The sequence below is a fragment of the Pseudomonas oryzihabitans genome, from assembly GCF_024652905.1.
Lineage (GTDB): Bacteria > Pseudomonadota > Gammaproteobacteria > Pseudomonadales > Pseudomonadaceae > Chryseomonas > Chryseomonas benzopyrenica.
On sequence record NZ_CP102428.1, the window covers coordinates 4,784,825 to 4,797,551 of the forward strand.

The following is a 12,727-nucleotide window of genomic DNA, read 5'->3' on the forward strand; positions in this document are numbered from 1 at the left end:
GAGCGCCTGTAGGAGTGGTCCATGACCGCGATGGACCGGGCCCCCCGATCAAAGACGTAACACCAAAGGACTCCCATGAGTGCACCCCTCGACCTGAGCCTGGATGGCGTCGAACGCCGTTCGCTGGCCGACTTCACCGAGCAGGCGTACCTGAACTACTCCATGTACGTCATCATGGACCGTGCCCTGCCGCACATCGGCGACGGTCTCAAGCCGGTCCAGCGCCGCATCGTCTATGCCATGAGCGAACTGGGCCTGGACGCCGACGCCAAGCACAAGAAATCCGCCCGTACCGTGGGTGACGTCCTCGGTAAGTACCACCCCCACGGCGACTCGGCCTGCTACGAGGCCATGGTGCTCATGGCCCAGCCGTTCTCCTATCGCTATCCGCTGGTGGATGGCCAAGGCAACTGGGGGGCGCCCGACGATCCCAAGTCCTTTGCCGCCATGCGCTACACCGAGGCGCGGCTGTCGCGCTATTCCGAGGTGCTGCTCAATGAACTGGGGCAGGGCACCGTGGACTGGGTGCCCAACTTCGATGGCACCCTGAACGAACCGGCGGTGTTGCCGGCACGCCTGCCCAACCTGCTGCTCAACGGCACCACCGGCATCGCCGTGGGCATGGCCACCGACATCCCGCCGCACAACCTGCGTGAGGTGGCGGCTGCCTGCGTGCGCCTGCTGGACGATCCCATCGCCGGGATTCCCGAACTCCTGGAGCATGTGCCGGGTCCGGACTTCCCCACCGAAGCCGAGATCATCACCCCGCACGCCGACCTGCGCAAAATCTACGAGACCGGGCGCGGCTCGGTGCGCATGCGTGCCGTCTACCGCCGTGAAGACGGCGACGTGGTCATCACCGCGCTGCCGCACCAGGTCTCCGGTTCCAAGGTGCTGGAGCAGATCGCCGCCCAGATGCAGGCCAAGAAGCTGCCCATGGTGGCCGACCTGCGTGACGAGTCGGACCACGAGAACCCGACCCGCATCGTCATCGTGCCGCGCTCCAACCGCATCGATGCCGACGAACTGATGCAGCACCTGTTCGCCACCACCGATCTCGAATCCAGCTACCGGGTCAACCTCAACGTCATCGGCCTGGACGGCAAACCCCAGGTCAAGGACCTGCGGCAGATCCTCCAGGAGTGGCTGATCTATCGCATCGGCACGGTGCGTCGCCGCCTGCAGTTCCGCCTGGACAAGGTCAACCGCCGCCTGCACCTGCTGGACGGCCTGCTGATCGCCTTTCTCAACCTGGACGAGGTGATCCACATCATCCGTACCGAAGAGCATCCCAGGCAGGCATTGATGGCCCGCTTCGAGCTCTCCGAGGACCAGGCCGACTACATCCTCGAAACCCGCCTGCGCCAGCTGGCGCGGCTGGAAGAGATGAAGATCCGTGGCGAGCAGGCCGAGCTGCTCAAGGAGCAGAAGCGCCTGCAGACCCTGCTGGGCAGCGACAAGAAGCTGCGCAATCTGGTCCGCGACGAATTGATCAAGGACGCCGAGACCTACGGCGACGCTCGTCGCTCGCCCATCGTCGTGCGTGCCGAGGCCAAGGCCCTGTCCGAAACCGAACTCATGCCCACCGAGCCGGTGACCGTGGTGCTGTCCGAGAAGGGCTGGGTGCGCCAGGCCAAGGGCCATGACGTCGATCCGACCGGGCTGTCCTACAAGGCCGGCGACGGCTTCAAGGCGGCAGCCCTGGGCCGCTCCAATCAGTTCGCCGTCTTCATCGACTCCACCGGGCGCAGCTATTCGGTCGCAGCTCACTCCCTGCCGTCGGCGCGGGGTCAGGGCGAACCCCTGACCGGACGCCTGACGCCGCCGCCAGGGGCCAGCTTCGAGTGTCTGCTCCTGCCGGACGACAGCAGCCTCTATGTACTGGCCTCGGATGCCGGCTACGGCTTCGTGGTCAAGGGCGAGGACCTGCAGGCCAAGAACAAGGCCGGCAAGGCGCTGATCAGCCTGCCCAACGGTGCCAAGGTGCTGTCTCCGAAGCCGGTGGCCTCCCTGGAGGACACCTCCATCGCGGTGGTCACCAACGAGGGGCGCCTGCTGGTATTCGCCATCACCGAGCTGCCACAGCTGGCCAAGGGCAAGGGCAACAAGCTGATTTCCATTCCTGGCGAGCGGGTGGCCAAGCGTGAGGAATACGTAGTCGATCTGGCCGTGGTCCCGGCCGGCGTGTCCCTCACCCTGCAGGCGGGCAAGCGGCCCTATACCCTCAAGGGCAGCGACCTGGAACATTACCGTGCCGAGCGCGGGCGGCGAGGCAACAAGCTGCCGCGTGGCTTCCAGCGGGTGGACTCGCTGCAGGTGGAAACTTGAGCCGTCTGCAGTCAGCCGCTAGCATAGCCCGGATTTTTTCGACCAGGACTCGCCGGGCCATGGTGCCCGTCGAGAGAGAGCCTCGATGAAACGGATATGTCTCGCCAGGTTGGCGCTCGTTGGCCTGCTGGCCGGCCTGGGTGGCTGTGCCAGCCTCGGTCCCAGCCACTACTACCAACTCGACGGCGGCAATGCGCGCGCGCCGGCGAGCAGCGAGCGTGGCCTTGCGGTGTGGATCGAAAGCCTGCAACTGGCCGACTACCTGCAGCGCGACGTGCTGCTGGAGCGCCAGCCCGATGGCAGTCTCAAGACCACGGGCGATCACTGGGCCGGACCGCTGAATGCCAATGTGCGGCAATTGCTGCAGCGCCAACTCGCCAGCCGCCTGAACAGCGGTCGGGTGGTGGTGGGTGAGCAACCCGCCGGCTTCGATCCCCAGTATCGCGTGGAGCTGGTGGTGACCCGCCTCGATGCGGGCGATCAGGCACCTGCGGCACTGGATGCCAGCTGGCAGCTGCGCGATGGCCAGGGCCGCCTGCTGGATAGCGAAGTGGTCCATCTGCAGGCGCGTCATGCCGGCGACCGCGCAGCCCAGGTGCGGGCCCAGAGCGAGCTGCTGCAGCAACTGGCCGCACGCCTGGCCACCGATCTCACCAAGGTCGCCCAGCGCGGCCGGCGTGGAACCGAGGTGGCGCGCAAGGAGCCGAAGAAACTCGTCGAAGAGGCCCAGGCCCGGCCGACGCTGCCAGCCGTGGTGCCCATTCGCACCGGCGCCGAGGTCTATCGCTTCTGATCCGGTCGGGCTCCGCGCGTCGCCGCGCGGGAGCCTTCGGCGGCGCTCGATGTTCTATCCAGCAGGACCCTCAAGCCCTGGAGGTTGCATGACGCTGCCCCTGTTTCCCCTGAACACCACCCTGTTTCCCGGTTGCCGCCTCGATCTGCAGCTGTTCGAAGCCCGTTATCTGGACATGCTCGGTCGTTGCCTCAAGCGGGGCAGCAGCTTTGGCGTGGTGACCATCCTCGAAGGCCACGAGACCGGTGCGGCGCCCAATCGCCTGGGCGCCTACGGCTGCGAGGCGCTGATCCGCGACTGGCAGCAGCAGAGCAACGGCCTCTTGGGCATCCGTATCGAAGGTGGCCGGCGCTTTCGCCTGCTGAGCCAGGAAGAACAGCCCGATCACCTGGTGGTGGGAGAGGTGGAGTGGCTCCCCGAAAGCGAGCCCCAGCCATTGCGCGATGGCGACGCCGATCTCATGGCGCTGCTGGTGGCCCTGGCCCAGCATCCCATGGTCGCCAGCCTGGACATGGGCGGTGAAGTCGCCGACCGCCAGGCCCTGGGCTACCAGTTGGCCTACCTGCTGCCGTTCGAGGCCCACCTCAAGCTGGAATGGCTGGGCATGGGCGATCAGGGTCAGCGCCTGGCCGCTATCGACCGCCATCTGGTGGATCTGCAAGGTGACTTCCAGGCTTGAGGCCAAACGCCAGGCAAAAGAAAGCCCGCCGGGCAGGGCGGGCTAAAAGTGCTTTGGGGGCACTCGATAAGACCCTGGCACTTTGCCATAAGTTCAGTCTTATGAGATCAAAGTGCCATTCTCCGAGGGTCAGCCTGCCAGCAGCTTGATGAACTCGCGATTGAAGGCTGGAATGTCGTCCGGCTTGCGGCTGCTCACCAGTTGACCGTCGACGATGACCTCCTGGTCCTGCCAGGTGGCGCCAGCGTTCTTGAGGTCGTCGATCAGCGAGGGCCAACTGGTCAGGGTCTTGCCCTGCACCAGGCCGGCGGAGATCAGCAGCCAGGCGCCATGGCAGATGACGGCCACCGGCTTGCCGGCATCGGCGATCTGTTTGGTCAGCTGCTGGGCCTGCGCGTCGATGCGGATGGTGTCGGCATTGACCACACCACCGGGCAACAGCACGGCGTCGTAGTCACCGGCATTGGCTGCGGCGAAGGTGAGGTCGACCGGAAAGCTGTCGGCCGGCTCGGTGCCGTCCCATCCGCGCACCTCACCGCTCTCGGCGGAGATGATGTGGGTCTGGGCGCCGGCCTGTTCCAGGGCCTGCTTGGGGCCGGTGAGCTCGGCCTGTTCGAAGCCGTCGGTGACCAGGATGGCGATTTTCTTGCCGTTCAGGGATGTAACCATGGTTGCGGATACCTCGATTGGAATTCGGTCGGGCTAGCCTTTTGCCAGCGCTCCTAAATCCGTCTCGCTTTACCCCTCTGAAGTTCCTTCGTCGCGCCCGATGGCATCGGCGCACGGCGCGGAGTAAATTTGCGACATCCATCGCAGAGTAGTCCCCATGTCCCAAGCGTCCCCTCAGCTGACCGAGGAGCAGATCCGTCAGGCTCTGCAAGGCATCAGCATTCCGCCGCAGCCGCAGATCATGGTGGATCTGCAGCTCGAACAACTCATGCCCAGCCCCGATCTCAAGGTCATCTCCCGCTTGATCGGTCAGGACCCGGGGCTGTCGGGCGCCCTGCTCAAGCTGGTGAACTCGCCGTATTTCGGCCTCAGCAATCGCATCACCTCGATCCAGCGCGCGGTCAATCTGCTGGGCAGCCAGTCGGTCATCAACCTGATCAACGCCCAGTCGATCAAGGGCGAGCTCACCGACGAGACCATCGTCATCCTCAACCGCTTCTGGGACACCGCCCAAGACGTGGCCGAGACCTGCCTGAGCCTGGCCAAGAAGACCGGCTACCCGACACCGGACGAGGCCTATGCCCTGGGCCTGTTCCACAACTGTGGCATCCCGCTGATGCTCAAGCGCTTCCCCAACTACATGGCGGTGCTGGAAGAGGCCTATGCCAGCGTCAACGAGCAGGTGCGGGTGGTGGACGTGGAGAACCGGATATTCAACACCAATCACGCCGTGGTGGGCTATTTCATCTCCCGCTCCTGGCGCCTGCCGGAGCACGTCGGCCAGGCCATCGCCAATCACCACAACGCCCAGTCGGTCTTCGACGAGGACTCGACCACCGATATCCAGATCAAGAATCTGCTGGCCCTGCTGAAGATGGCCGAGCACATCTGTGGCTGCTATCGCGCCCTGGGCGGCCAGGACGAGGATCACGAGTGGCAGGCCATCGCCCCGCGGGTGCTGGATCACGTCGGCCTGTCCGAGTACGACTTCGAGTCGCTCAAGGAGACCATCCTTGAGATGGGCAGCGGTCGGATCAATTACTAGATTTGGTTAAAAGGGCCTGCGCTCGGCCAGGCGGCGTTGAAAACCAGCTCGGAATGCTCATTTACCCTTTGTAAACTCCGCTTCCTCGCTGTTTTTCGCCTTGCCTGACCTTCGCTCGGCGCCTTTTAAGCCAAATCTCTGGAATAAGCCTCCTGGATCCTCATGCCCGAATTACCTGAAGTCGAAACCACTCGCCGGGGCATCGCGCCCCATGTCGTCGGTCAGCGCGTGCGCCGGGTCATCGTCCGCGATGGCCGGCTGCGCTGGCCGGTACCCGAGGACCTGGATGTGCGCCTGTCCGGGCAGCGCATCGAGGCCGTCGAGCGACGGGCCAAGTACCTGCTGATCCGCGCCGAGAGCGGCACCCTGATCGGTCACCTGGGCATGTCCGGCAGCCTGCGCCTGGTGCCGGCCGACCAGCCGCCGGCCAAGCACGAGCACGTCGACATCGAGCTGGAATCCGGGCTGTCGCTGCGCTACACCGATCCCCGGCGCTTCGGTGCGTTGCTCTGGACCCAGGATCCCCACGCCCATGTGCTGCTCAGCAAGCTGGGCCCTGAGCCCCTGACCGAGGCCTTCGACGGCGGTCGGCTGTTCGAGCTGTCGCGCGGACGCAGCATGGCGGTCAAGCCCTTCATCATGGACAACGCCGTAGTGGTGGGAGTAGGCAACATCTACGCCGCCGAGGCACTGTTCGCCGCCGGCATCGATCCCCGCCGGGCGGCCGGCAGTGTGTCCCGGGCGCGCTACGAGCGCCTGGCCGAAGAGATCAAGAAGGTGTTGGCGCGCTCCATCGAGAGTGGCGGCACCACCCTGCGCGACTTCATCGGCGGCGACGGCGCGCCGGGCTATTTCAAGCAGGAGCTGTTCGTCTACGGCCGCAAGGGCGAATTCTGCAAGGTCTGCGGGACTGGCCTGCAAGAGATCCGCCTGGGCCAGCGCGCCAGCGTCTATTGCCGGAAGTGCCAGCGATGAAGGGCCTGGCTGGGCTGGCCGTGCTGGCATTGCTCAGTGGTGAACTGGCCTGGGCCGATGCCGACAACGGCCGCAATCTCTTCCTGCGGCGCTGCCACAACTGCCATTCGGTGGGGCCCGGCGCCCAGTCCGGCTTCGGCCCCCAGCTCAACGACCTCTTCGGCCGCCAGGCCGGCAGTCTGGCCGGCTACAACTACTCCGAAGCCATGCGCCAGGCCGGTTTCGCCTGGGATCGCGAGGCCCTGGCGGCCTTTCTGCGTGATCCCGAGCAGAAGGTGCCAGGCACCAAGATGAGATTCTGGGGCATCGGTGACGCCGAGGATCTAGGCGACATCGCCGACTACCTGCAGACCCAGCATCACGCGCCCTAGACCCTGTCCTAGTGGTCGCCACCGCCGGCCCCCGGCTTGGCCGCGAAGGGCGGCTTGGCCAGCCAGATGATCAGGAACAGCCCCATGAAGATCCAGCCGAGCAGGGTAAAGTAGTCCACCGTGGAGAGCATGTAGGCCTGACCTTCCACCACCTTGTCCAACTGCGCATAGGCCTGCTGCGATGGCCCGCCGAGGGCGTCCAGGTAGTGTTGGGTGGCCGAGCTGTAGACGGTGACGTCCTCGGTCAGCTGGGCATGGTGATGGATGGCGCGACGCTGCCACAACCAGGTGGTCAGGGACGAGGCGAAGCTGCCGCCCAGCACTCGCAGGAAGGTCGCCAGGCCGCCGCCATCCGCCAGTTCCGACGGCTTGAGGCTGGACAGCAGGATGCTGGTGGTGGGCATGAAGAACAGCGCCACGCCCAGGCCCATGAAGGTCTGTACCTCGGCGATGTGGCGATAGTCCACCTCGTTGTTGAAGGTGGCGCGCATGAAGCACGACGCCCCGATCACCAGGAAGGAGCCTCCGGCCAGCAGGCGCAGGTCGGTCTTGTGCGCGAACTTCCCTACCAGCGGCGAGAGGATGACCGGCAGGATGCCGATGGGCGCCGCGGCCAGGCCCGCCCACACCGGGGTGTAGCCGAGCTGGGTCTGCAGCCACTGGGGCAGCAGCAGGTTGATGCCGAAGAAGCCCGAATAGCCCAGCACCAGCGCCAGGGTGCCGAAGCTGAAGTTGCGATAGCGGAACAGCCGCAGGTTGACGATGGGATGCTTGTCGGTCAGCTCCCAGATCACCAGGGCGGTGAGGGCCACGGCGGAAAAGGCCGCGCCCAGGCAGATCAGGTTGGATTCGAACCAGTCCAGGTCGTTGCCCTTGTCCAGCACCACCTGCAATACGCCCACACCCAGCACCAGGAGGATCAGCCCGACATAGTCGATGGGCTGGTGCACCAGCTTTTCCGGCTTCTTGCCCAGCTGGCTCCAGACCACCAGGGTGGCAAAGATGCCGATGGGAATGTTGATGAAGAAGATCCACGGCCAGCTGTAGTTGTCGGTGATCCAGCCGCCGGCGATGGGGCCGATGATGGGCGCCACCACCGTCACCATGGCCAGTAGCGCCAGGGCCATGCCGCGCTTGGCCGCTGGAAAGATCGCCAGCAGCAAGGTCTGAGCCATGGGGTAGAGGGGGCCAGCGACGAAACCCTGCATGGCGCGGAAGATCACCAGCTCCGGCATGGAGGTTGCGATACCGCAGAGGAAAGAGGTGATGACGAAGAGCACCACGGCGGCCATGAACAGCTTGACCTCGCCGAAGCGGCGCGCCATCCAGCCGGTCAGCGGCAGGGCGATGGCGTTGCTCACGGCAAAGGCGGTGATGACCCAGGTGCCCTGTTCCGAACTCACCCCGAGGTTGCCGGAAATGGTGGTCAGGGCGACGTTGGCGATGGTGGTGTCGAGCACCTGCATGAAGGTGGCCAGGGACAGGCCCACCGTGGCGAGCAGCAGGCTCGCCGGGCGAAAGGCGTTATCGCTCATGACGGATTACCAGAAGGGGTGGACGGGGAGGCTCGCTGGGAGCCTCCTTGGCTGTCAGCGCTTGGCTACACCGGCGGCGCGGGCGGCTGGACCGTTGTTGTGGACGATCTGCTGGATCAGCTGATCGGCCTCGGCCAGCTGGTGATCGTAGACATCGGTGCTGTAGCGCGGCTGCTGCGGCGTGGTGGTGGGCAGGCGGGCGCCGTCCTGGTCGTGCAGGTCGACGTCGACCACGGTCGACAGGCCGATGCGCAGCGGGTGCTTGTCCAGGTTGTCGCCTTCCAGGCGGATCCGCACGGGCAGGCGCTGGACGATCTTGATCCAGTTACCGGTGGCGTTCTGCGCCGGCAGGAGCGAGAAAGCACTGCCGGTACCCACGCCCAGGCTTTCCACCACGCCACGATAGCGCACGTCGTCGCCATAGAGATCGGAATGGATTTCCACCGGCTGGCCGATGCGCATCTCGGCGAGCTGGGTTTCCTTGAAGTTGGCGTCGATCCAGATCTGGTCCAGAGGCACCACGGCCATCAGCGCCGCACCGGGCTGCACGCGACTGCCGACCTGCACCGAGCGCTTGGCGACATAGCCGCTGACCGGCGCCACCAGGGTGCTGCGGGCATGGTTCAGATAGGCCTGGCGCAGCTGGGCGGCGGCGGCCTTGACGTCCGGGTGCGAGGCGATCTCGGTGTCGTCCACCAGCGCCTGGTTGGTGTCCAGTTGCTGCTGCGCGGAAGTCAGGGAGCTCTGCGCCGACACCAGGGTGTCACGGGCGTGGGCCAGTTCTTCCTTGGAGATGGCGCCGCCCTTGGCCAGCTGCTGGCGGCGGGCGTAGTCGGCGCGGGCCCGTTCGACCTCGACACGCCGGGCGGCCACCTGGGCCTTGTAGCTGTCGACGTTGCTGTACAGGCCGCGCACCTGGCGCACGGTCTTGGCCAGGTTGGCCTCGGCGCTCTGCTGGGACACGGCGGTGTCGCTGGGATCGAATTCCACCAGCGGCTGGCCCTGACGAACGTAGTCGCCATCGTCCACGGCGATGCGGGTCACGGTGCCGACGACCTGGGGCGTGATCTGCACCAGGTTGCCGTTGACGTAGGCGTCGTCGGTGCTGGCATGGAAGCGGCCATAGAACAGGTGGTAGCAGTAGACGCCCACGCCGGCCAGGATCACCACCAGCAGCAGGAGCAGCAGGAAGAGTTTGCGTTTGCCGGAGCGCTGCGGCTTCTGCTCCTGGGCATTGTCGTTGGGGGTTGCGGCGGAATCGGCCATGGTCGGGCTCTCGGTATCAGTGTGTGGCCGCGGCGGCGGGCGCCGGCGGCAGTGTGGACGGTTGGAAGCCGCCACCCAGGGCCTGCATCAGCAGCACGCCGCTGTCGATGCGATCGGCCTGGAGGCTGGCCAGCTGGCGCTCGGCCTGCAGCAACTGCTGCTCGACGGTCAGGGCGTCGAGGTAGTTGCCGATGCCGGCGCCATAGCGCTGCATGGCGATGTCGAAGGAGCTCTTGGCGATGTCGCGGGCCCGTTGCTGCTCGACGATCTGCTGGTCCAGCGAGCGCTGGCGGGTGATGGCGTCGGCGATGTCGCCCAGCGCCTGCACCAGGGTCTGGTTGTACTGGGCCACCGCGAGGTCATAGTCGGCATCGCGGCTGGCGAGATCGGAGCGACGGCGACCGCCATCGAAGATCGGCAGGGACAGCGCCGGACCCACGTTGAAGAAGCGCGCCGGACCGCCGAACAGGGCATCGCCGAGGATGGCCTTGCTGCCGGCGGCCACGGTCAGGTTGAGGTTGGGATAGAAGTTGGTCTTGCTGGCGGCGATGTCCTTGCTCGCGGCCTCCACCCGCCAGCGGGCGGCGATCAGGTCCGGGCGGCGACCGGCCAGTTCGGCGGGCAGCTGGCCGGGCAGATTCACCGCGGCAGGGGCGATCAGCTTGGGTCGGGGAATCTCGGCGCCGCGGTCGGGCCCCTTGCCCAGCAGTACGGCGAGGCGGATCTGCGCCGTACGCACCTGCTGTTCGGCGGCGGTGTGGGCCGCGGCGGAGCTGGCCTCCAAGCTCTGGGTCTGCTGCAACTGGTAGTCGCTGTCGAGGCCGGCGTCCACCCGGCGCTGGGCCAGGTCGAGCATGCCGCGGGTACGCTCCAGGTCCTGCTGAGCCACGTCCATATTGGCATAGGCCAGGCCGAGCTGGTTGTAGGCGCGGCTGACGTCGGCGGCCAGCGTCAGGCGGGCGGCCTGGCGATCCACCTCGCCGGCGCGGGCGCGACCGAGCGCAGCTTCCCAGGCGGCGCGCTGGCCACCCCAGAGATCGAAGCTGTAGCTGCCGCTCACATCGAACTGGCGCAGGGTGCTGTAGCGCTCGCCCTGGCCGACGGGGTCATCCGGCCGTGCCAGGCGCGAGCGGGTCACGCCGCCGTTGGCGTCGATCTGTGGATAGCGATCGGCATCGGCGGCGAGCACGGCGGCATCGGCCTGGCGGCTGCGCGCATCGGCTTCCTGCAGCGAGGGGCTGTCGCGCAGGGCCTCGCGGATCAGGTTGTCGAGTTGCGGATCGCCCAGCCGGGTCCACCAGTCGGCGCTCGGCCACTGGGCGGGAGAGAGGCGATCGCTGGCAAAGGTGGCGTCGCCCTTGAGCGTCGCCGGATCCACGGCGCGTCCCTGGGTGTGCAACCCCTCGGACGACACGCAGCCGGCCAGCAGCAGGGCGGCGCAGAGGGCGGTCAACGGCAGGCGAAAGGTCATGGGTCAGAGGTCTCCAGAGGTCTCCGGCAGCAGGCCGGAGGGGCTGAGCAGGCGGCGCAGCAGGCGTTCGAGGTCATCCAGCTCTTGGCGATCCAGGCAGTGGGTGAGGTCATTGAGGGCATCCACGCCGATCTGCATGAGTTCACTGCTCAGGGCCTGACCCTGGGCGGTCAACTCCAGCCGCACCTGGCGGCGATCGCTCAGGCTGCGCACCCGGCGCAGCAGGCCCTTGGCTTCCAGGCGATCGAGCATGCGGGTCATGGCGCCGCTGTCGAGGGACAGGCAACGACTGAGTTCGGCGGGGGTGTCGGTCTGGTCGCGAGCTAGCAGCAGCAGCACCTTGAACTGGGCAGCGGTGATGTCGTAAGGCGCCAGGTGGCTGTCCAGCACGCGATCCTTGTATTGGTTCGCCAGGTGGATCAGATGACCTACGGAGTTGCGCAATGGAAAGTTGCTACGGTCGAAATGTGACATTGCAGTATCTGCCCAGGCAATCAAGCGCATCCAGAATACTGCCTAGGCAGTGAAATATTCAGACACCTTTGCGCAGGGGAGAGTTGCGCATTTTGAAACAATTGGAAAAGTCTATGGGCGGCCCCTTGTCCCGTGGCGGTCTGGACGCTGATCATGGTGGCAACTTCACCTTGAACCGACCGATGATCTCTTCCTTCGATCTAGACCGACTGCGCGGGACCCTGGTGCCCCTGCACCGCGACCTGCCCGCGGCTGACGACCACCTGGGTTATCGCGCCCATTACCGCCTGGCGGACAGCCGGGCGCGACCCGAGGTGACGGTGGCCTTGGGCGCGCTCGCGGCCGGCGGCTATCAGCTCGCCGTCCAGGGCTGGTGGCCGCGCGAGCCGCGGGGCAGCCTGCTGATGCTGCACGGCTACTACGATCACATGGGCCTCTATGGCCATGTGGTGGACTGGGCCCTGTCGCGGCAGCTGGCAGTGCTGGCCTGCGACCTGCCTGGGCATGGGTTGTCCAGTGGCGCCCGCGCCAGCATCAAGGACTTCGCCGAATACCAGACCGCCCTGACGGCGCTGATCGCCGAGGCCCGGCGCCTGGACCTGCCCCGGCCCTGGCACCTGCTGGGCCAGAGCACCGGTGGCGCCATCCTACTGGACTATCTGCTGCGCGGCGAGCCTGCCCCCGAGCTGGGCGAGACGATCTTGCTGGCGCCTCTGGTCAGGCCCCACGCCTGGCGCCAGAGCCTATGGACCTATCGCCTGGTGAAGCCCTTCGTGCGGGCTCTGCCGCGGCGCTTTTCGGTGAATTCCGGCGATCCGGCCTTTCTCGACTTCCTGCAGCAGGACGGCCTGCAGCCCAGGGAACTGCCGGCCCTATGGGTCGGCGCTCTGGCACGTTGGATTCCGCAACTGGAAGGGGCACCGGCCAGTACCCGTAGCCCGCTGGTGATCCAGGGCGAGCAGGATTTCACCGTCGACTGGCGGCACAACCTGGGGGTGCTGGAGGCCAAGTTCACCCAGCCCGAAGTCTTGCGCCTGCCGGAAGCGCGGCACCATCTGGTCAACGAGACCGAGGCCCTGCGCCAGCGCTACTTCCGCTGGCTGGACGAGCGTCTCGCCTGA

The 12,727-nt window shown here is 66.3% G+C and carries 12 protein-coding genes; 7 read left to right on the top strand and 5 right to left on the bottom strand.

Annotated features, from left to right (window positions below; genetic code table 11):
* Nucleotides 1-75 precede the first annotated feature (75 nt).
* The 3 genes from parC to NRG74_RS22140 all read left to right on the top strand — a co-directional run bounded on the left by parC (nucleotide 76) and on the right by NRG74_RS22140 (nucleotide 3,800).
* Nucleotides 76-2,328: a DNA topoisomerase IV subunit A gene (parC, locus tag NRG74_RS22130; RefSeq protein WP_257705368.1), complete on the top strand. Its 2,253-nt coding sequence runs from the start codon at nucleotides 76-78 to the stop codon at nucleotides 2,326-2,328.
* Between the two features lie 85 nt (nucleotides 2,329-2,413).
* A complete protein-coding gene (locus NRG74_RS22135) occupies nucleotides 2,414-3,121 on the top strand; it encodes a PqiC family protein (RefSeq protein ID WP_257705369.1) in 708 nt (235 codons plus the stop codon).
* Between the two features lie 88 nt (nucleotides 3,122-3,209).
* Nucleotides 3,210-3,800, top strand: a complete 591-nt coding sequence (locus NRG74_RS22140) for an LON peptidase substrate-binding domain-containing protein (protein WP_017640749.1) — start codon at nucleotides 3,210-3,212, stop codon at nucleotides 3,798-3,800.
* A 129-nt stretch (nucleotides 3,801-3,929) separates the two neighbouring features.
* Here NRG74_RS22140 and NRG74_RS22145 read toward each other — a convergent pair whose 3' ends face one another.
* On the bottom strand, nucleotides 3,930-4,469 hold the full coding sequence (locus NRG74_RS22145; RefSeq protein ID WP_257705371.1) for a type 1 glutamine amidotransferase domain-containing protein: 540 nt from the start codon (nucleotides 4,467-4,469) through the stop codon (nucleotides 3,930-3,932).
* Between the two features lie 220 nt (nucleotides 4,470-4,689).
* Here NRG74_RS22145 and NRG74_RS22150 point away from each other — a divergent pair, with 220 nt between their 5' ends.
* The 3 genes from NRG74_RS22150 (at nucleotide 4,690) to NRG74_RS22160 (ending at nucleotide 6,860) form a co-directional block, all read left to right on the top strand.
* Nucleotides 4,690-5,514 (top strand): HDOD domain-containing protein, encoded by an 825-nt coding sequence (locus tag NRG74_RS22150; RefSeq protein ID WP_173149192.1) that lies wholly within the window; start codon nucleotides 4,690-4,692, stop codon nucleotides 5,512-5,514.
* Nucleotides 5,515-5,676: 162 nt separating this feature from the next.
* Nucleotides 5,677-6,489: a bifunctional DNA-formamidopyrimidine glycosylase/DNA-(apurinic or apyrimidinic site) lyase gene (gene mutM / locus NRG74_RS22155; protein WP_257705372.1), complete on the top strand. Its 813-nt coding sequence runs from the start codon at nucleotides 5,677-5,679 to the stop codon at nucleotides 6,487-6,489.
* On the top strand, nucleotides 6,486-6,860 hold the full coding sequence (locus tag NRG74_RS22160) for a c-type cytochrome (protein ID WP_017640745.1): 375 nt from the start codon (nucleotides 6,486-6,488) through the stop codon (nucleotides 6,858-6,860). Before mutM ends, NRG74_RS22160 begins: the two co-directional genes overlap by 4 nt.
* Before the next feature lie 8 nt (nucleotides 6,861-6,868).
* Here the strand turns inward: NRG74_RS22160 and NRG74_RS22165 are convergent, their stop codons facing one another.
* Genes NRG74_RS22165 through NRG74_RS22180 form a run of 4 tightly spaced genes read right to left on the bottom strand, consistent with a single transcriptional unit; the run spans nucleotide 6,869 to nucleotide 11,606 of the window.
* On the bottom strand, nucleotides 6,869-8,395 hold the full coding sequence (locus NRG74_RS22165) for a DHA2 family efflux MFS transporter permease subunit (protein WP_257705373.1): 1,527 nt from the start codon (nucleotides 8,393-8,395) through the stop codon (nucleotides 6,869-6,871).
* A gap of 54 nt (nucleotides 8,396-8,449) precedes the next feature.
* Nucleotides 8,450-9,661 (bottom strand): efflux RND transporter periplasmic adaptor subunit, encoded by a 1,212-nt coding sequence (locus tag NRG74_RS22170; protein WP_257705374.1) that lies wholly within the window; start codon nucleotides 9,659-9,661, stop codon nucleotides 8,450-8,452.
* A gap of 16 nt (nucleotides 9,662-9,677) precedes the next feature.
* A complete protein-coding gene (locus NRG74_RS22175) occupies nucleotides 9,678-11,132 on the bottom strand; it encodes an efflux transporter outer membrane subunit (RefSeq protein ID WP_160923832.1) in 1,455 nt (484 codons plus the stop codon).
* Nucleotides 11,133-11,135: 3 nt separating this feature from the next.
* Nucleotides 11,136-11,606 carry a MarR family transcriptional regulator gene (locus NRG74_RS22180; RefSeq protein WP_017640741.1) on the bottom strand — a complete coding sequence of 157 codons (471 nt, stop codon included), beginning with the start codon at nucleotides 11,604-11,606 and terminating at the stop codon, nucleotides 11,136-11,138.
* Nucleotides 11,607-11,788: 182 nt separating this feature from the next.
* Between NRG74_RS22180 and NRG74_RS22185 the strand changes: the two genes are divergently transcribed.
* Nucleotides 11,789-12,727 (top strand): alpha/beta hydrolase, encoded by a 939-nt coding sequence (locus NRG74_RS22185; RefSeq protein ID WP_257706631.1) that lies wholly within the window; start codon nucleotides 11,789-11,791, stop codon nucleotides 12,725-12,727.

Excerpts from the sequence above, each read along its gene's own strand:
- parC (WP_257705368.1), top strand. The coding sequence starts at position 76 with ATGAGTGCACCCCTCGACCTGAGCCTGGATGGCGTCGAACGCCGTTCG.
- NRG74_RS22135 (WP_257705369.1), top strand. The coding sequence starts at position 2,414 with ATGAAACGGATATGTCTCGCCAGGTTGGCGCTCGTTGGCCTGCTGGCC.
- NRG74_RS22140 (WP_017640749.1), top strand. The coding sequence starts at position 3,210 with ATGACGCTGCCCCTGTTTCCCCTGAACACCACCCTGTTTCCCGGTTGC.
- NRG74_RS22145 (WP_257705371.1), bottom strand. The coding sequence starts at position 4,469 with ATGGTTACATCCCTGAACGGCAAGAAAATCGCCATCCTGGTCACCGAC.
- mutM (WP_257705372.1), top strand. The coding sequence starts at position 5,677 with ATGCCCGAATTACCTGAAGTCGAAACCACTCGCCGGGGCATCGCGCCC.
- NRG74_RS22160 (WP_017640745.1), top strand. The coding sequence starts at position 6,486 with ATGAAGGGCCTGGCTGGGCTGGCCGTGCTGGCATTGCTCAGTGGTGAA.
- NRG74_RS22165 (WP_257705373.1), bottom strand. The coding sequence starts at position 8,395 with ATGAGCGATAACGCCTTTCGCCCGGCGAGCCTGCTGCTCGCCACGGTG.
- NRG74_RS22170 (WP_257705374.1), bottom strand. The coding sequence starts at position 9,661 with ATGGCCGATTCCGCCGCAACCCCCAACGACAATGCCCAGGAGCAGAAG.
- NRG74_RS22175 (WP_160923832.1), bottom strand. The coding sequence starts at position 11,132 with ATGACCTTTCGCCTGCCGTTGACCGCCCTCTGCGCCGCCCTGCTGCTG.
- NRG74_RS22180 (WP_017640741.1), bottom strand. The coding sequence starts at position 11,606 with ATGTCACATTTCGACCGTAGCAACTTTCCATTGCGCAACTCCGTAGGT.
- NRG74_RS22185 (WP_257706631.1), top strand. The coding sequence starts at position 11,789 with ATGATCTCTTCCTTCGATCTAGACCGACTGCGCGGGACCCTGGTGCCC.